The sequence below is a fragment of the Streptomyces sp. NBC_00012 genome (assembly GCF_045040875.1).
GTDB lineage: Bacteria > Actinomycetota > Actinomycetes > Streptomycetales > Streptomycetaceae > Streptomyces.
Genome location: NZ_CP108309.1, coordinates 5,874,792 through 5,893,078 on the forward strand (window position 1 = coordinate 5,874,792; position 18,287 = coordinate 5,893,078).

10 protein-coding genes are annotated in these 18,287 nt (G+C 70.9%); all 10 read left to right on the forward strand.

The window, feature by feature from the left end; all coding sequences use genetic code 11:
- The first annotated feature begins 39 nt into the window (after positions 1 to 39).
- Positions 40 to 1,638, forward strand: a complete 1,599-nt coding sequence (locus OHA19_RS26990) for a CHAD domain-containing protein (protein WP_405712582.1) — start codon at positions 40 to 42, stop codon at positions 1,636 to 1,638.
- Positions 1,639 to 1,688: 50 nt separating this feature from the next.
- Positions 1,689 to 3,614 (forward strand): TIGR03960 family B12-binding radical SAM protein, encoded by a 1,926-nt coding sequence (locus tag OHA19_RS26995; RefSeq protein ID WP_405712580.1) that lies wholly within the window; start codon positions 1,689 to 1,691, stop codon positions 3,612 to 3,614.
- A 90-nt stretch (positions 3,615 to 3,704) separates the two neighbouring features.
- On the forward strand, positions 3,705 to 4,727 hold the full coding sequence (locus OHA19_RS27000; protein WP_405712578.1) for a hypothetical protein: 1,023 nt from the start codon (positions 3,705 to 3,707) through the stop codon (positions 4,725 to 4,727).
- A 122-nt stretch (positions 4,728 to 4,849) separates the two neighbouring features.
- Complete coding sequence (locus OHA19_RS27005; protein ID WP_405712576.1) at positions 4,850 to 5,632, forward strand: TIGR03936 family radical SAM-associated protein; 783 nt, start codon at positions 4,850 to 4,852, stop codon at positions 5,630 to 5,632.
- Positions 5,633 to 5,863: 231 nt separating this feature from the next.
- On the forward strand, positions 5,864 to 9,850 hold the full coding sequence (locus tag OHA19_RS27010) for an Rne/Rng family ribonuclease (RefSeq protein WP_405751964.1): 3,987 nt from the start codon (positions 5,864 to 5,866) through the stop codon (positions 9,848 to 9,850).
- 386 nt (positions 9,851 to 10,236) lie between these two features.
- The gene (locus tag OHA19_RS27015; RefSeq protein ID WP_405712572.1) at positions 10,237 to 11,355 is read left to right on the forward strand and encodes a DegT/DnrJ/EryC1/StrS family aminotransferase; all 1,119 of its coding nucleotides are present in this window, start codon (positions 10,237 to 10,239) and stop codon (positions 11,353 to 11,355) included.
- Positions 11,352 to 12,362 carry a Gfo/Idh/MocA family protein gene (locus OHA19_RS27020; RefSeq protein WP_405712570.1) on the forward strand — a complete coding sequence of 337 codons (1,011 nt, stop codon included), beginning with the start codon at positions 11,352 to 11,354 and terminating at the stop codon, positions 12,360 to 12,362. Before OHA19_RS27015 ends, OHA19_RS27020 begins: the two co-directional genes overlap by 4 nt.
- 104 nt (positions 12,363 to 12,466) lie before the next feature.
- Positions 12,467 to 15,055, forward strand: coding sequence for a glycosyltransferase family 4 protein (locus OHA19_RS27025; protein ID WP_405712568.1), 2,589 nt, complete (start codon positions 12,467 to 12,469; stop codon positions 15,053 to 15,055).
- 23 nt (positions 15,056 to 15,078) lie between these two features.
- A complete protein-coding gene (locus tag OHA19_RS27030) occupies positions 15,079 to 16,656 on the forward strand; it encodes a glycosyltransferase family 4 protein (RefSeq protein ID WP_405712567.1) in 1,578 nt (525 codons plus the stop codon).
- Positions 16,653 to 18,287, forward strand: a complete 1,635-nt coding sequence (locus OHA19_RS27035; RefSeq protein WP_405712565.1) for a glycosyltransferase family 2 protein — start codon at positions 16,653 to 16,655, stop codon at positions 18,285 to 18,287. Before OHA19_RS27030 ends, OHA19_RS27035 begins: the two co-directional genes overlap by 4 nt.

Consider the following 18,287-nt stretch of genomic DNA (forward strand, 5'->3'; position numbering starts at 1 on the left):
GCACTGCCCATTCGCGCAGGACGCGTCTAGATTCGGGTCATGGCGGACTCGAAGCGCGAGATCGAGCGGAAGTACGAAACCACCACGGAGACCCGGCTCCCGGACCTGAGCCGGGTGGCCGGGGTCTTCACCGTCGCCCACCGGGGCGTCACCGAACTGGACGCCGTCTACTACGACACCGAGGACCTCCGGCTCGCGGCGGATTCCCTCACCCTGCGCCGCCGCACCGGCGGGAGCGACGCCGGCTGGCACCTCAAATTCCCGGTCGCCTCCGGCATCCGGGACGAGCTGCGGGAACCGCTCTCCGACACCCTGCCGCGCTCCTTCGCGGGGATGCTGCGCTCCCGGGTCCGCGAGAGCGGCCTCGTCCCCGTCGTCCGGCTGGTCTCGGCCCGCGACGTCCACCACCTCCTCGACGCCGACGGAGCCCTGCTCGCCGAGGTCAGCGTCGACCGGGTGCGGGCCGAACGGCTGACCGGCGGCGGAGCCACGGCCGCCTGGACCGAGATCGAGGCCGAACTCGCGGACGACGGCGACCCCGCCTTCCTCGATGCCGTGGAGCACCGGCTGCGCAAGGCCGGGATCCACCCGTCCGCGTCCCCGTCCAAGCTCTCCAGGGCACTCGCCGAGACCGAGCCGGAGCGGAAGAAGGGCCCGGCGGGGCGAGAGAAGGGCCCCGCGGGCAGCGAGAAGACGGGTCGTGAGGAGAGCTCCGGGGGCAGCGGGAAAGGCCCCGCGGGCCGGACCCGGCGGCCAACGGCGGGCGATCACGTCCTCGCCTACATCCGTCACCAGCGCGCGGCGATCGTCGCCCTGGACCCCGCCGTGCGCCGCGACCTGCCCGACTCCGTGCACCAGCTGCGGGTCGCCACCCGCAGGCTGCGCAGCGCACTGCGGACGTTCCGGAGGATCCTCGACCGCGACGTCACCGACCCGGTCGGCGCCGAGCTGAAGTGGCTGGCCGCCGAGCTCGGCATCGACCGCGACCAGGAGGTGCTCGACGCCCGGCTGCGCTCCGGCCTCGACGCCCTGCCCCGCACCCTGGTCCTCGGCCCGGTCCGCGGCCGGCTCCGGATCTGGTCGGTGTCCGGGCGCAATGGTGCCCGCCGCCGTACCGTCGCCGTGCTCGACGGGAAGCGGTACCTGGCCCTCCTGGAGAGCCTCGACGCCCTGCTCGCCGACCCGCCCCTGCTGCCCGACGCCTCACACGCCCCCGGGCGGGCGCTGCCCCGCGCGGTGCTGAAGGAGTACGGGCGCCTCGCGGCCCGGGCCGGCCGCGCACTGGAGCTCCCGCCCGGCCACGACCGGGACGTGGCCGTGCACGAGGCCCGCAAGGCCGCCAAACGCGTCCGCTACGCGGCGGAGGCGGCCCGGCCCGCGCTCGGGAAACCCGCCAAGCGGTTCGCCAAGCGGATGAAGGCCGTCCAGAGCCTCCTCGGCGACCACCAGGACAGCGTGGTGGCCCGCGAGGCCCTGCGCACCCTGGCCGTCCAGGCGCACGCGGCGGGGGAGCCGGCTTTCACCTGGGGGCTGCTGTACGGACGGGAGGAGGCGATTGCCGCCGCCCAGGAACGGGAGCTGCCCGAGGTGTGGAAGCGGGCGTCACGGCCCCGGTTGCGGGCGGCTCTGGAAGGCTGAGCATCGGGGTACGCTTGATGGTCACCCTTGCCGGCTCTCGAAAGTTCGCGATGTCTGTCGATTCGGTCTTCCCACAGCTCGAAGCTCTGCTCCCGCATGTGCAGAAGCCCATCCAGTACGTCGGCGGTGAGCTGAACTCCACCGTCAAGCCGTGGGACGAATGCGACGTCCGCTGGGCACTGATGTACCCGGACGCGTACGAGGTCGGGCTCCCCAACCAGGGCGTCATGATCCTCTACGAGGTACTCAACGAGCGCCAGGGCGTGCTCGCCGAGCGCACCTACAGCGTGTGGCCGGACCTCGAGGAGCTGATGCGCGAGCACAAGGTCCCGCAGTTCACCGTGGACAGCCACCGCCCGGTCAAGGCGTTCGACGTCTTCGGACTGAGCTTCTCCACCGAGCTCGGCTACACCAACATGCTCACCGCCCTGGACCTCGCGGGCATCCCGCTGGAGGCCAAGGACCGCACGATCGACGACCCGATCGTGCTGGCCGGCGGCCACGCCGCGTTCAACCCCGAGCCGATCGCCGAGTTCATCGACTGCGCGGTCATCGGCGACGGCGAGCAGGCCGTCCTGGAGATCACCGAGATCATCCGCGCCTGGAAGGCCGAGGGCCGCCCCGGCGGCCGCGAGGAGGTGCTCTTCCGCCTCGCGAGGACCGGCGGCGTCTACGTCCCGGGCTTCTACGACGTCGAGTACCTCCCGGACGGCCGCATCGGCCGCGTCGTGCCGAACAAGTCGGGCGTGCCGTGGCGGGTGTCCAAGCACACCGTCATGGACCTCGACGAGTGGCCCTACCCCAAGCAGCCCCTCGTCCCCCTCGCCGAGACCGTCCACGAGCGGATGTCCGTCGAGATCTTCCGCGGCTGCACCCGCGGCTGCCGTTTCTGCCAGGCCGGCATGATCACGCGCCCCGTGCGGGAGCGAAGCATCACCGGCATCGGCGAGATGGTCGAGAAGGGTCTCAAGGCGACCGGCTTCGAGGAGGTCGGCCTGCTCTCGCTCTCCTCGGCGGACCACACCGAGATCGGTGAGATCGCCAAGGGCCTTGCCGACCGGTACACCGAGGACAAGATCGGCCTCTCGCTGCCGTCCACCCGCGTCGACGCGTTCAACGTGGACCTGGCCAACGAGCTGACCCGCAACGGCCGCCGCTCCGGCCTCACCTTCGCCCCCGAGGGCGGCTCCGAGCGGATGCGCAAGGTCATCAACAAGATGGTCTCGGAAGAGGACCTCATCCGTACCGTCGCCACCGCGTACGGCAACGGCTGGCGCCAGGTGAAGCTGTACTTCATGTGCGGCCTGCCCACCGAGACCGACGAGGACGTCCTCCAGATCGGCGACATGGCGGTCAATGTCATCGCCAAGGGCCGCGAGGTCTCCGGCCAGAACGACATCCGCTGCACCGTCTCCATCGGCGGATTCGTGCCCAAGCCGCACACCCCGTTCCAGTGGGCCCCGCAGCTCAGCGCCGAGGAGACCGACGCCCGGCTGACCAAGCTCCGCGACAAGATCCGCGGCGACAAGAAGTACGGCCGCTCCATCGGCTTCCGCTACCACGACGGCAAGCCCGGCATCGTCGAGGGCCTGCTCTCGCGCGGCGACCGCCGCGTCGGCTCCGTCATCCGCGCGGTCTACGAGTCCGGCGGCCGCTTCGACGGCTGGCGCGAGCACTTCAGCTACGAGCGCTGGATGACCGCCGCCGAGAAGACGCTGCCCGAGTACGGCGTGGACGTCGACTGGTACACCACCCGCGAGCGGAGCTACGAGGAGGTCTTGCCCTGGGACCACCTGGACTCCGGCCTCGACAAGGACTGGCTCTGGGAGGACTGGCAGGACTCGCTCGACGAGACCGAGGTCGAGGACTGCCGCTGGACCCCGTGCTTCGACTGCGGCGTCTGCCCGCAGATGGACACCAGCATCCAGATCGGCCCGACCGGCAAGAAGCTGCTGCCGCTGTCGGTCGTGAAGTAGCCGCCGCGAGCGCGCCCCCGCAGGTGACAGCTGAGTGACGAAGGGCCCGGTCCGGGAAACTCCCGGCCGGGCCTTCGCGTCGTTCACGGCATGGACTACGACGAACACCGGTCCCCGGCGGAGTACGAAGCCGGTGAGGGCTGTCTGACCCTGCTGATCCGGATCCCGGTACGGATCGTGGTGCTGGTCGTCGTCCTGCCCGTACGGATGGCCTGGGACGCCCTGGTGGTGGCGGCCCGCGCCGCCCACCGGACCCTGCTGCGCCCGCTGGGCCGCGCCCTGGTCCGGCTGTACGAGCCGGTGCTCGTCCCGGTCGGGCACGGGCTGCGGTGGGCGTACCGGGAGCTGCTCGCACCTGCCGGACGCGGGATCCGCCGTGCCGTCGGCCGGATGCTCCTCGTCCTCGTCGTCCTGCCGGTGACCGGACTGTGGCGGTACGTCCTGGTGCCCCTCGGGCACGGCGCCGCCCGGCTGGTCGAGTACCTGGTCGTACGGCCGCTGCGGTGGCTGTACCGGGAAGTGCTCACCCCGCTCGGTCACGGCATCGGCCGGCTGCTCGACAAGCTGGTGCGAGGGATCGCGGCCATCGGGACCGGCCTGTGGACGGCGGCGGTGTGGCTGGTCAGGACACTGCTGGTCGCGCCGCTTCGTTGGCTGCACCGGCGGCTCCTTTCCCCGCTGGGCCGGGAGATCGCCGCCGCGTTCGGCATCGCCTGGCAGGTGGCGGGGCACATCTCGCGGGCCGTCGGCCGGGCCGTCGCCTGGCTGGCCCGGCATCTGGTCGGGGTGCCGGTGGCCTGGGCCTACCGCACCGTGTGCACACCGGTGGGGCATTTCCTGCGCGATCAGATCTGGGCCCCGGCCAGGCGCGCCGCCGTCGAGACCGGACGCGCGGCCCGGTCGGCGCTGCGCGCGGCGGGCGAGACCGTACGCCAGGCGCGCCGCGACGCCTGGCGGGCCCTGGTCGGCGGTGGCCGGGAGCCCGAGCCCCGGGAACCGGGGAGGCCCCTTGCGCGTAGGCTGGGTGCTACGCAACAAATATCGACTGTGCCCAGCGTGGCGCCCGAACCAGAGATCTCCTCGCCCGGAGAGAAGAACGCCGAGCGGGGGTGAGCCGGACCGGACACCCCGGGCCACCCGTATTTCGAGGGCGGCGCCCCACCGCGTCCGCCCCGCACCGAGGAGAAGAACCACTGGGCAAGCGACAGCCCGAAGGCCCGCCGCCCGCACCGGCAGTGCAGCGCATCCGCTTGCGCTACACCAAGCGCGGCCGCCTCCGGTTCACCAGTCACCGTGACTTCCAGCGCGCCTTCGAGCGGGCACTGCGCCGCTCCGAGGTGCCCATGGCCTACTCGGCCGGCTTCACCCCGCACCCGAAGGTGTCGTACGCCAACGCCGCCCCGACCGGCACGGGCAGCGAGGCCGAGTTCCTGGAGATCGCCCTCACCGAGGCCCGCGATCCGGCCGTCCTGCGGGACCTGCTCAACGACTCGCTGCCGGACGGTCTCGACATCACCGATGCCGTGGAGGCCCGTACCTCGGGTCTCGCCGACCGGCTGACCGCCTCGGTCTGGGAGCTCCGTCTCGACGGTGTCTCCGTGGCGGACGCGGCCGAGGCCGTGGCCGCGTTCAACGAGGCGGAGACCGTCGAGGTCCAGCGCCGTGCCAAGAACGGCATGCGCACCTTCGACGCCCGCGCCGCCGTGGTCGACCTGCAGGCCCTTGATCCACAGGCTGATAGGCCCGAGGACAGGCCCTGTGCGATACTGCGGCTGGTTGTTCGGCACGTGACACCTGCCGTGCGACCTGACGACGTCCTGTCCGGTCTCCGCGTTGTGGCCGACCTGGCGCCGCCGGTCCCCGCAGCGGTGACCAGGCTGGCGCAGGGGCTCTTCGACGAGGAGTCCGGCACGGTGACCGACCCGCTCGCGCCCGACCGCGAGGCAGCCCCGGCCGTTACATCCACGGCCACCGGGACCGCCGTCGCGACGGCGCCGGAAGGTGCAGGTTCCGCGTAAGGCGGTCGTTGCAGCGCAGCCTCCGACTCGGGAGCCATCCGGTTCGGGCCGCGCGATGACCCATAAGACTTTCGCCAGGCCGTACGCACCACGCGTACGGAACCGGCGAGCCAGACATTGAGCTCCCGTGCGGCGCCCGCGCCCCGGACGGCGGAACCGCGTACATCACGCGGACCGTGCCGGACCGGAACCAGACGCGGCGCCCGGGAGCCTGACGGGAGAACCGCCCGCATGCCCCAGTCCAACGAACCCGGCACGACCGGGAACGCCGAAGAGAACAACGCACCCGGCGACAAGCTGCCGCCGCGCCGCAGGCGCCGCGCAGCGTCCCGCCCGGCCGGTCCGCCGGTGGCGGACGCCAAGGGTGCGGCCGCACCGGCCATACCGGCCGTTGACGCCGCAGTGTCCGAAGAGTCCGCCGACGCGGAGAGCGCCGCGCCGGCAGAAGCCGCGCCGCCCGCCCGCACGCGTCGTCGTGCGGTCCGCAAGGCGACCGCTCCGGCGGGTGCGCCGCAGGCCGCCGAGGTGACCGAGGCCGTTGCGCCGGTTGCCGAGCCCGAGGTCGAGGCCGAGGTCGTGGAGGCGCCGCCCGCGCGTCCGCGTCGTCGTGCGGTCCGCAAGGCGACGGCCCCGGCGGGTGCGCCGCAGGCCGCCGAAGTGACCGAGGCCGTTGCGCCGGTTGCCGAGCCCGAGGTCGAGGCCGAGGTCGTGGAGGCGCCGCCCGCGCGTCCGCGTCGTCGTGCGGTCCGCAAGGCGACCGCTCCGGCAGGTGCGCCGCAGGCCGCCGAAGCCGTGGAGATCGTCGAGGAAGCGCCGGTTGTCGCCGAGCCCGAGCCGGCCGCCGAGATCGCCGAGCCGGAGCCCGTCGCGCCGCGCGGTCGCACCCGGCGCAGGGCGTCCGCCCCGGCCGGTGCCCCGCAGCACGTCGAGCCGGTCGTGGAGACCGCCGCGCCGGTAGCCGAGGCCGAAGAGGTCACCGAGCCCGTCGAGGCCCCGCGCGGCCGTCGTCGTGCGGTCCGCAAGGCGACCTCCCCGGCGGGTGCGCCGAAGGCCGCCGAAGCGACCGAGGAGACCGGCGAGAGCGTGTCCGAGGCCGCCGCCGAGAAGCCCGCGGCCGAGCCCGCCGAGGCGGAGGAAGCCGCGCCGCGCGGCCGTCAGCGCCGCCGGGCTACCGCCGCCGCCGGCCGGCCGGAGTTCACGGGCAAGGCCGAGGAGCCCGTACGCAAGAGCCGTCGTGCCGCGCGCCCCGCCGTGGCCGTGTTCCAGGCGCCGGTCTTCGCCGAGCCGATGTTCCAGACCCCGGAGACGGCGGCCGCCGCAGCGGCGGCGTCGCGCTACGAAGAGGTCGAGGTCGAGGTCGAGGCCGAGGAAGAGACCGAGACGGTCGAGGAGCCGACGGCCACCGTCGAGGCCCCGGCCGCCGAGCCCGCGCCGCAGGGCGGTTCGCGTCGCCGTCGCCGCCGTCGTGGTGAGGCCGCCGAGCCCGAGCAGGCCGTGGCTCCCGTGGAGGAGCCGGTCGAGGAGGAGCCGGAGACCGAGGCCGACGTCGACGTCGACGTCGACGTCGACGTCGAGCACGAGGCAGAGGAGACGGACGAGTACGGGGACCGGCCCTCGCGCCGTCGCCGTCGTGGTGGCCGCCGCCGCCGTCGTGGCGAGGCCGTCGAGGGTGACGAGGCCGCGGAGCAGCACGGCGACGAGGCCGCCGACCACGCCGAGGACGACCAGGAGCGTGCCCAGGAGTCCGAGGAGGAGGACGAGGACCACGAGGCGTCCGGCGCCGGATCGAGCAGCAGCCGTCGCCGTCGTCGCCGTCGTCGTCGCAGCGGGGATGTCTCCGCCGAAGCCGACAGCGGCACGGACGACCCGGAGCGCACGGTCGTCAAGGTCCGCGAGCCCCGCAAGAAGGAGGAGCGGGAGCCCGGCACCGGCTTCGACGAGGTCCAGTCCATCAAGGGCTCGACCCGTATGGAGGCCAAGAAGCAGCGCCGCCGCGAGGGCCGTGAGCAGGGCCGCCGTCGCGTCCCGATCATCACCGAGGCCGAGTTCCTGGCCCGCCGCGAGGCCGTGGAGCGGGTCATGGTCGTCCGCCAGAACGGCGAGCGCACCCAGATCGGCGTCCTCGAGGACAACGTGCTCGTCGAGCACTACGTCAACAAGGAGCAGGCGACCAGCTACGTCGGCAACGTCTACCTGGGCAAGGTGCAGAACGTACTGCCGTCCATGGAGGCCGCCTTCGTCGACATCGGCAAGGGCCGCAACGCCGTGCTCTACGCCGGTGAGGTGAACTTCGAGGCGCTCGGCATGGCCCACGGGCCGCGCCGTATCGAGACCGCGCTCAAGTCCGGCCAGTCCGTCCTCGTCCAGGTGACCAAGGACCCGATCGGCCACAAGGGCGCCCGCCTGACCAGCCAGGTCTCGCTGCCCGGCCGCTACCTGGTCTACGTGCCCGAGGGCTCGATGACCGGCATCAGCCGCAAGCTGCCCGACACCGAGCGGGCCCGGCTGAAGACCATCCTCAAGAAGATCGTCCCCGAGGACGCGGGCGTCATCGTCCGTACCGCCGCGGAGGGCGCGAGCGAGGACGAGCTGCGCCGCGACGTCGAGCGGCTCCAGCAGCAGTGGGAGGACATCCAGAAGAAGTCGAAGAGCACCGGCAGCTCCAACGCGCCGACCCTGCTCTACGGCGAGCCGGACATGACCGTCCGGGTCGTCCGCGACATCTTCAACGAGGACTTCTCCAAGGTCATCGTCAGCGGCGACGACGCGTGGGAGACCATCCACGGATACGTCTCGCAGGTGGCGCCCGACCTGACGGACCGCCTGTCGCGGTGGACCTCCGAGGTCGACATCTTCGCGACGTACCGGATCGACGAGCAGCTGATGAAGGCGCTGGACCGCAAGGTCTATCTGCCGAGCGGCGGCTCGCTGGTGATCGACAAGACCGAGGCGATGGTCGTCGTCGACGTCAACACCGGCAAGTTCACCGGTCAGGGCGGCAACCTCGAGGAGACCGTCACCAAGAACAACCTGGAGGCGGCCGAGGAGATCGTGCGCCAGCTGCGGCTGCGCGACCTCGGTGGCATCGTCGTCGTCGACTTCATCGACATGGTGCTGGAGTCCAACCGGGACCTGGTGCTGCGGCGCCTGCTGGAGTGCCTGGGACGCGACCGTACGAAGCACCAGGTCGCCGAGGTCACCTCGCTGGGCCTGGTCCAGATGACCCGCAAGCGGGTGGGCCAGGGTCTGCTGGAGTCCTTCTCCGAGACCTGTGTCCACTGCAACGGGCGCGGCGTGATCGTGCACATGGAGCAGCCGACCTCGGTCGGTGGCGGCGGCAAGCGTTCCAAGAAGCGCGGCCGGGGCGGCGTCGACCACGAGCACGTGGTGGAGGCCGAGACCGGTGCGGAGGTCGAGACCGAGGCCGAGGTGGCTGCCGAGGTGGCCGCCCCCGTGGCGCTTCCCGAGCCGGAGTTCGTGCCGGACGAGGAGCTGTACAGCAGCCCGGCCGAGGCCGAGGCGGCCGCCACGCGCGGCCGTGGCCGTCGCCGAGCGACCCGTAAGGCCACAGCACCGGCCGGCGCCCCGAAGGCCGCGGCAGCGGCTGCCCCGGCCGTCGTCGAGCCGGAGCCGGTCGCGGAGCCGGAGCCGGTCGCCGAGGCCCCGGCCCCGGTGGCCGAGGAGGCCCCCGCGGTGGAGGCCCCCCAGGGCCGTACGCGCCGTCGGGCGACCCGGAAGGCGACCGCCCCGGCGGGCTCGCCCGCCCCGGTCGAGCCGGTCGTCGAGGAGCAGGCCGCCGAGCCGGTCGCAGTCCCGGTCGAGCAGCCGGAGCCGGTCGTCGAGGCCGCGCAGCCCGAGGCCGCACCCGAGGAGGTGGCCCCCGAGGCCGCCCCGCCGCGTGCGCGTCGCCGGGTGACCCGTAAGGTCACCGCTCCCGCGGGCTCGCCCGCCGGTGCGGATGGGGCGGAGGTCGTCGTGGTGACCGGCCCGGCCGAGCCGAAGGCCGACGCCGAGGCGAAGGCCGAGGCCGAGACCGTCGAGGCGGAGGCGCCGGTCAAGAAGGCGGCCCGCAAGACCGCCAAGAAGGCCACGGCCAAGAAGGCGGCCACGAAGAAGACGGCCGCCAAGAAGACCGCCGCGAAGAAGACGACGGCCAAGAAGACGGTCGCCGCGGAGAAGTCGTCGAAGCCCGCAGTCTCGGCCGACGCCGAGAGCTGACCGGCGGCCGGACAGCTGCGCAAGAGGTGCGGGTCCCCCGGGGCCCGCACCTCTTCGCGTGCGGTGGGCGGACGTGGAACAGCTGGGCCAAAACCCGTTGCCCTTAACCTCCACGAAACCGCCTGTGAAAAGACTGATAATGTGACGCGGCTGCCGCCTGACAAGCTGATGGGGAGAAGCTGATCGGCGCGGCGGCCCACTTCAGGCAGAATCAGAAAGCCTAATTGCCCCGGGGTGCGCTGCTTCCGGGGGTAAAAGGGCGATTTGTGCACAATGTTTTGGTACAGAATCGGCCATGCGCCGGGGCGGCGGTGCCACATCCGACATTCGCAGGCCCTTGGAGTCATCGCCTCTCAAAGCTCTTGCGGTGTTCAAGGAGGGTGTCCATGTCGAGCGACAACAGGGAAATGATTCCTGCTGCCCGACCGGTGATCGGCGAGGAAGAGATCGAGGCCGTGGTACGCGTACTGCGCAGCGGCCGTGTCGTGCAGGGCCCGGAGGTCGCGGCCTTCGAGGAGGGCTTCTCGGAGCTGGTCGACGGACGCCACTGCGTGGCCGTCAACTCGGGCACCTCGGCTCTCCACCTCCTGCTGCTCGCCCTGGGGATCGGCCCCGGCGACGAGGTGATCGTCCCGTCGTTCTCCTTCGCGGCCTCCGCGAACGCGGTCCGTCTGACCGGTGCCGACGTGGTCTTCGCGGACATCGAGCCGGACAGCTTCGGTCTGGACCCGGCCGCCGTCGAGGCCGCCATCACGCCGCGTACGGCCGCGATCATGCCCGTCCACCTGTACGGTCACCCGGCCGCGATGGACGCGCTGATGCCGATCGCGCGGAAGCACGGGCTCGCGGTCGTCGAGGACGCCTGCCAGGCGCACACCGCGGCAGTCGGCGGGACGCCGGTCGGTGCCTTCGGCTCCGGCGGCACCTTCAGCTTCTACCCCACCAAGAACATGCACTCCCTCGAAGGGGGCATGGTCACCACCGCCGACGCCGAGATTGCGCGCACCCTCAGGCTGCTGCGCAACCAGGGCATGGAACAGCGGTACGCCAACGAGATCGTCGGCGCCAACATGCGCATGACCGATGTGTCCGCCGCCGTCGGACGCGTGCAGCTCGGGAAGGTGCTCGGCTGGACCGAGCAGCGGCGCGCCAACGCCGCGTACCTCGACCAGCACATCAGCGCGCCCAACGTCACCGTTCCGCCCGTCGCCGAGGGTGCACGCCACGTTTACCACCAGTACACCATCCGGGTGCAGGGTGACCGTGACGCCGCCATGGCCAGGCTGAGCGAGGCGGGCATCGGGAACGCCGTGTACTACCCGACCCCGATCCACCGGCTCAAGCCGTACTGGGAGCCCGACCAGAAGGCGGGCCGGAACTGGGATCTGCCGCAGACCGAGCGTGCCGCAGCCGAGGTCGTCTCGCTGCCCGTGCACCCCTCGCTGACCACGCAGGACCTCGAGCGCATCGTCGACGCCGTGAACTCGCTGGGAGAGATGCAGTGACCGCAGGACTGAGAGCCGGCCTGATCGGCCTCGGCTCGATGGGCCGCCACCACGCCCGTGTGCTGGCCGGCCTGGAGGCCGTGCAGCTGGTCGGCGTCGTCGACCCGATGGGCGACAAGAACGGCTGGGCGCAGGGCGCCCCCGTGCTGTCCACGGTCGACGAGCTCATCTCGCTCGGTGTCGACTACGCGGTCGTGGCGTGCCCCACCGCCCTGCACGAGGAAGTCGGCCTCCGTCTGGCCGAGGCCGGCGTCTGTGCGCTGATCGAGAAGCCGGTCGCGGACACCGTCGAAGGCGCCCAGCGGCTGGTGGACGCCTTCGAGTCGCGCGGCCTGGTCGCGGGCGTCGGCCACATCGAGCGCTGCAACCCGGCGCTGCGGTCGATGCGTTCCCGGCTGGAGGCGGGTGAGCTGGGCGAGGTCTTCCAGGTCGTCACCCGTCGGCAGGGCCCGTTCCCGCACCGCATCGCCGATGTCGGCGTGGTCAAGGACCTCGCCACCCACGACATCGACCTGACCGGCTGGGTGACGGGGCAGACCTACACCTCGATCTCCGCCCACACCGTGTCGAAGTCCGGCCGCCCGCACGAGGACATGGTCTCCGCGGTGGGCCGGCTCTCCGACGGAACCATGGTCAACCACCTGGTCAACTGGCTGAGTCCGTTCAAGGAGCGGTTCACCTCCGTCACCGGCGAGCGCGGCACCTTCATCGCCGACACCCTCACCGCCGACCTCACCTTCCACTCGAATGCCGCGGTGACCACCGAGTGGGAGGCACTCCAGGCCTTCCGCGGTGTCTCCGAGGGCGACATGATCCGCTACGCCATCCCCAAGCGCGAGCCGCTGCTGGTCGAGCACGAGCTTTTCAGGGACGCTGTACTGGGCAGGTCGGGCGACATCTGCACATTGCGACAGGGGTTGCGGGTCGTCGAGGTGGCGGCTGCGGTTCTCGAGTCGGCAGCGAGCGGTGCGACCGTCCGCCTGGATGCCGACAGCGCAGCGAGCTGAGTCCTCGGCAGCGGTCGTACCTCGCATCTCCCCATCCCGCTCGGCGCTCCTGGGAGCGCTGAGCGGGTACCGGCTCGTTTGTCTTGCACCGAAGGAAGTACAGAATGAAATCCCCTGCCCGTCGACCGCGGCTTGCCGTGATCGTCGCCAATGGCATCACGGGCGACTCGCGGGTCCAGAAGACGGCTGTGGCTGCTGCGCGCGACGGCTGGGATGTCACGCTGATCGGCAGGAGCGACACCAAGCGTGTCCAGCGGTCGAGGCTGGGGCCGATCGAGGTGGTCCGCGTCCCCGTGGCCAAGGAATACCTGCGGTCGGTGAAGGCGCGCAAGGCGCATCCGCTGCGTGGTGCCATGACCCAGTTCCGTATCCACGACCAGGGGGCGCTGAGCCGCTACCGTGCCTCCTACCAGGCATGGGTGCGCCAGACGTCCGCTGAGACAACCTGGTCGGGCAGGTCCCGGCGGACGTCGCTGAAGGCTGTGCTGCGTGCGCGCCGTGCCGTCTACAAGCTGCGGGTGCGTGCCTTCAAGTGGGAGCAGCGCCGGACGCCGAAGGACTCCGATCCGGTACGTGACTGGCGCCTGGACTGGCCGCAGCTGGTCGATCTGGATCTGGCGTTCGGTCCGGTGATCGAGGAACTCAAGCCGGACGTCATCCACGCCAACGATGCCACCATGATCGTGACGGCCGCGCGCAGCGCCGCACGGCTCCGGGCGAGCGGCCACCGGTGCGTCTGGCTCTACGACGCACATGAGTACATTCGCGGTGTCGAATGGCCGAACCCGAGGCAGGCCTTCGCGCTTCCCGCGGCCGAAGCCGAGTACATCGGCCGGGCCGACGCCGTTGTCACCGTTTCCCCGCAGCTGGCCGAGCTGCTCAGGAACGACCACAAGCTCTCGGGGCTTCCTCTGGTGGTGGGCAACTCCCCGGTCCGCGAGGTCATCGGATCCGGGTCGGTGCGGTCGTCCGTCCGTGAGGTGTGCGGTCTGGGCCCCGAGGTTCCGCTCATGGTGTATTCGGGGTGGCTGGGTCCCGAGCGCGGTGTGGACGCCGTGATCGACGGTCTCCCCGAGCTGCCCGGCGTGCACCTGGCGCTTGTCTGCAGCCGGATGACGCCGCTTCTGGAGCAGCTGCTGGCAACCGCCGAGACGCTCGGTGTCCGCGACCGCATTCACCTGGTGCCCTACGTGGCACAGCACGAGGTCGCGGATTATCTGTCCTCGGCGGATGTCGGCCTCACCCCGTTCAAGCGGGTCCCCAACTGCGAGGTCTCCCTGCCGACGAAGGTCTCCGAGTACCTTCAGGCGGGGCTCCCGCTGGTCACCAGCGATGTGCGCGTGATCAAGGCGTACGTGGAGGAGAAGGGGCTCGGCGAGGTCTTCACCTGGGACGACCCGACCACCTTCGTGGCTGCTGCGTCCCGCGCGCTGAAGCGTCGTGGTGAGCTTGCCGCGAACATCACCGAGGACGTTCTCAAGGAGCTCTCCTGGGAGCAGCAGAGTGCCGGACTGCTCGGGCTGTACCGCACCCTGTCGAAGAAGACGCCGCCGGTGCCCGTCACCGAGGTGCCCTGGACCGTGCAGGAGACGCCCGGGGTCACGCGGACCCCCGCGAGCAGCGGGGAACCCGGGGTGCCGACCTGGACCGCACTCGGCTCCACACCGGTCAAGCTGGGTATCGGGCCTGCCAACTATGCCGGTCAGGGGGCGGCTTTCGCCCAGGCGGTATCGCAGGCGAATCCGGATGTGTCCGTCGAAGTCGTCATGAACCGGCGGCCCGACAGCTTCGGCTATCCCGCAGACGTCTACGTCGACGCCTCCCGGCTCGGCGAGCTCGATATCCAGATGCAGCAGATGAAGCGAATCGTCGGGCGCTACAGCCATCTGATCGTCGACGCCTTCATGCCGGTCTTCGGACGGCTCAACGGCGACACGATCGCCGGAGACCTGGCCGCGCTGCGCAAGGCCCGTATCAAGGTGGCGCTCCTCTCGCACGGGAGCGACATCCGCAACCCCGCCCGGCATCTGGAGCGCCACGAGTGCTCGCTGTTCCGGGACGCGCCCGACGGCATCGCCGAGAAGCTCCAGAGCAGGGCCGAGACCAACCGGCGGACCGCCGACGAATGCGGCCTCCCGCTCTTCGTCACGACTCCCGATCTGCTGGACGACCTGCCGGCGGCCAAGTGGGCACCGCTTGTCGTGGATGTCGCCTCGTGGGCGGCCGAGCGGCCTGTGATGGAGCGCAAGAGGCCCATCGTGCTGCACGCTCCGTCCAAGCGCTGGACGAAGGGTACGGACCGGATCATGCCCGTACTCACCGAACTGCACGACAAGGGCGTGATCGACTTCAGGCTGGCCGAGGGCATTCCCTGGGCCGACATGCAGGCGCTGGTCAAGGAGAGCGATCTGGTCCTGGACCAGTTCACCACGGGCAGCTACGGCACGTTCGCCGTGGAGGCGATGGCTGCGGGCAAGCCCGTGATCGGTTACATCAGCGATGCGGTGAAGGCCACGACGAACGGCGAGCTGCCCCTCGTCAGCGCCACCCCGGACACCCTGCGTGAGGTACTGGGCTCCTTGATCGACGATCGCGAGGGGACAGCGGCCATCGGCCGTGCTTCGGTGGAATTCGCACGTACTTACCACGATGGACGCTGGACCGCGCAGGTACTGAACGGGTTCCTGAAGTGACGCGTCCGGGGGAGAGGGTGTTGATGGAGATGCAGGAATCCGGCAGCGAGCGGCCCGGCAGGGGCCGGGTTGTCATGCTGGTCGACAACAAGGTCGAGGGCGACTCGCGTGTGCAGAAGGCCGCCGAGTCCATGGCCGCAGCCGGCTGGGACGTGACGCTGCTGGGCCTGGTGCGCTCCGGCAAGGGCCGCAGCTGGAAGCTGGGCGACGCCGAAGTGCGGCTGCTGCCGTTGAAGACGCCACTGGCGAAGCGGCATGCCGAGCGGCACCGCTCGCTGCTGCGCCGGCCCCTGGCATACCCGCCCGGCCCCCTGGCCGCGTACCGCCGGCAGTGGGCAAAGGCGTGGCGCGCCGATGTCGCGACCCGTCGGGCCGCGCTCAAGGTGGCACCGCAGGCAGTCGGCACGCCGGGATTCCGGAAGGCGGAGCAGGTCCGCCTCGTGGTGGCAGGGCCGGCATCGAAGGTGATGCAGCGCTGGATCGAATTCCGTTCCCGGCAGTCCACCGAAGCGCAGCAGGCCGGCCGACGCCTGCGGGGTCCGCTGGACCGGACGTTCACCGCGGCCTGGAAGGCCGCCAAAGGCAAGCGGGCCTGGCGCAGGCTCGAACCCGCGTTGTGGGACTACGAGCTGACGTACGGCAAGGAGATCGACGCTCTCGAGCCGGACCTGATCCACGCCAACGACTTCCGGATGCTCGGTGTGGGCGCCCGCGCCACCGTCCGCGCCAGGGCCGCGGGCCGGCAGGTCAAACTGGTCTGGGACGCACACGAGTTCCTGCCCGGAGTCCGCCCGTGGGAGGACAACGCGCACTGGATCCCGGGCAATACGGCACACGAGAGCGAGTACGCCCCGTACGCCGACGCGGTGGTGACCGTCTCCGAGGGCCTCGCCGATCTGCTCCGTGAGCGCCACTCCCTGACCGCGCAGCCCACGGTCGTGCTCAACGCACCCGACCGGCCGGTCGAGAAGGACGACGCCGAACCGATGCCCGATCTGCGGGAGCAGTGCGGCATCGGGCAGGACGTTCCGCTGGTCGTGTACAGCGGCTCGCCCGGACCCCAGCGCGGCCTCGGAGACATGGTGGAGGCGCTGCCGCGTCTCGAAGGCGTGCACATGGCATTCGTCGTCCCCAATCCGTCCGCCGGCTACATCAAGGGCCTCCTGGACAGGGCGACCGAGCTGGGGGTCGGGGACCGGCTGCACGCGGTGCCGTACGTACCGCACTGGCAGGTTGTCCCGTTCCTGTCCGCTGCGGATGCCGGCTGCATCCCGATCCATCATTGGCCGAACCACGAGATCGCCCTGATCACCAAGTTCTTCGAGTACTCGCACGCTCGGCTGCCGTTGGTCGTCAGCGATGTGAAGACCATGTCCGAGATGACCCGTTCGACCGGCCAGGGCGAGGTGTGCGCTGCCGAGGACGTTTCCGATCTGGTCCGCGCGATCAAGCAGGTGCTGGCCGACCCGGATCGCTACCGAGCCGCCTACGACAAGCCCGGGCTGCTGGACACCTGGACCTGGGAAGCACAGGCAGAGGTTCTCGACGGTCTCTACGCCAACCTGCTCTCCGACCCAAAGAAGGCGGAAAACAGACGATGACGACGGCTCCTGACGTCAGTGTGGTTGTTGCTGTCTACAACACGATGCCCTACCTGACGGAGTGCCTGAACTCTCTCGTCGGGCAGTCCATCGGACTGGACCGGCTGGAGGTCGTCGCGGTCGACGACGGTTCGACGGATGACAGCGGTGCCGAGCTCGACCGGTTCGCCGAGCGTTACCCCGGCACGGTCAAGGTCGTGCACCAGGCCAACTCCGGCGGCCCCGCGACGCCGAGCAACCGGGCGCTGGAACTCGCCACCGGCAGATACGTCTATTTCATCGGCTCCGACGACTACCTCGGCGAGGAAGCGCTGGAGCGGATGGTGGCCTGTGCGGACACCAACGGCTCCGATGTCGTCATAGGCAAGATGGTCGGCACCAACGGGCGTTACGTCCGGCAGTCGCTCTACAAGGCCAACGACCCGGACGTCAGCCTCTACGGGCCCGAGCTGCCGTTCGCGCTGGCCAACACCAAGCTCTTCCGCCGCGACCTCGTGGAGCAGCACAAGCTGCGCTTCCCCGAGGACATGCCGGTCGGCAGCGACCAGCCCTTCACCATCGAGGCGTGTGTCCGCGCCCGCAAAATATCCGTGGTCGCCGACTACACCTGCTACTACGCGGTGAAGCGCGGCGACGCGAGCAACATCACCTACCGCGCCGACCATCTGGCACGGCTGCGCTGCGTCGCCGCGATCATGGACCGGGCAGCGGAGCTGATCGAGGCCGGCCCGAAGCGGGACGCCGTCTTCAAGCGTCACTTCACCTGGGAGATCTCCAAGCTCATCCAGGACGACTTCGTAGCGCTCGACGACGAGACGAAGCGGAGCATCTGCGCGGGCATCACCCATCTCGCCGACACCTACCTGACGGACCCGCTGGGCGATTCGCTCCCCGTCAAACTGCGCGCGCGGCTCCGGCTCGCACAGCGTGGCGCCGTCGACGAACTCTGCCGTGCCCTCACCGAGGAGGCCGCGCACGGGGCGCCGCCCTTCCATCTGGAGGACGGCAGGGCCTTCGCCCGCTACCCCGGTTTCCGTGACACGGGTCTGGAACTCCCCGACCGCTGCTTCGAACTGGTCGGGGAGATCGTTCCCGGCCGGCTCGCCAACAAGACCGAGCTGGTCGAGTCGGACTGGGTGCAGACCGGCGAGGAACTGGCGCTGGCCCTGACGGTCCGGATCGGCGTCGTCGGCGACACCGGCTCCGCGGTCGTCCGCCTCGTGGAGGGCGCCATGCCCAAGAGCGCGGACAAGGCGCGCGCCAGGCGCCTGCCGGACGGGCACGATCTGCCCCCTGCGCAGGGGGAGTTCACCCGCGAGGTCACGGCCGACGGCAACGCCACCCTGCTGCGCGCCCGGATCCCGCTCGCTGTGGGCAAGGCCAAGCGTGGGGTACGCGTCTTCGTCGACGTGGCCGGAGGAACGTACGAGATCCCGGTACGCGGCGACGGACAGCCCATGCCGCTGGCCCGCAGGTGGCACGGTGAGGCGGACCCGTACCGTGTCGCGGCGCGGCTCAACTCCAAGGGGCGCATGGTGATCAGCACCGGCCCGCTCCACCCGCCCAAGATATCGCTGGGCTCGCGGCTGCGATCCCGACTGCTCGGCGCCAAGCGCTCCAAGAGGAAGTAA

Coding starts and splice junctions, on each gene's coding strand:
- OHA19_RS26990 (WP_405712582.1), top strand. CDS start 40: ATGGCGGACTCGAAGCGCGAGATCGAGCGGAAGTACGAAACCACCACG.
- OHA19_RS26995 (WP_405712580.1), top strand. CDS start 1,689: ATGTCTGTCGATTCGGTCTTCCCACAGCTCGAAGCTCTGCTCCCGCAT.
- OHA19_RS27000 (WP_405712578.1), top strand. CDS start 3,705: ATGGACTACGACGAACACCGGTCCCCGGCGGAGTACGAAGCCGGTGAG.
- OHA19_RS27010 (WP_405751964.1), top strand. CDS start 5,864: ATGCCCCAGTCCAACGAACCCGGCACGACCGGGAACGCCGAAGAGAAC.
- OHA19_RS27015 (WP_405712572.1), top strand. CDS start 10,237: ATGTCGAGCGACAACAGGGAAATGATTCCTGCTGCCCGACCGGTGATC.
- OHA19_RS27025 (WP_405712568.1), top strand. CDS start 12,467: ATGAAATCCCCTGCCCGTCGACCGCGGCTTGCCGTGATCGTCGCCAAT.
- OHA19_RS27030 (WP_405712567.1), top strand. CDS start 15,079: ATGGAGATGCAGGAATCCGGCAGCGAGCGGCCCGGCAGGGGCCGGGTT.
- OHA19_RS27035 (WP_405712565.1), top strand. CDS start 16,653: ATGACGACGGCTCCTGACGTCAGTGTGGTTGTTGCTGTCTACAACACG.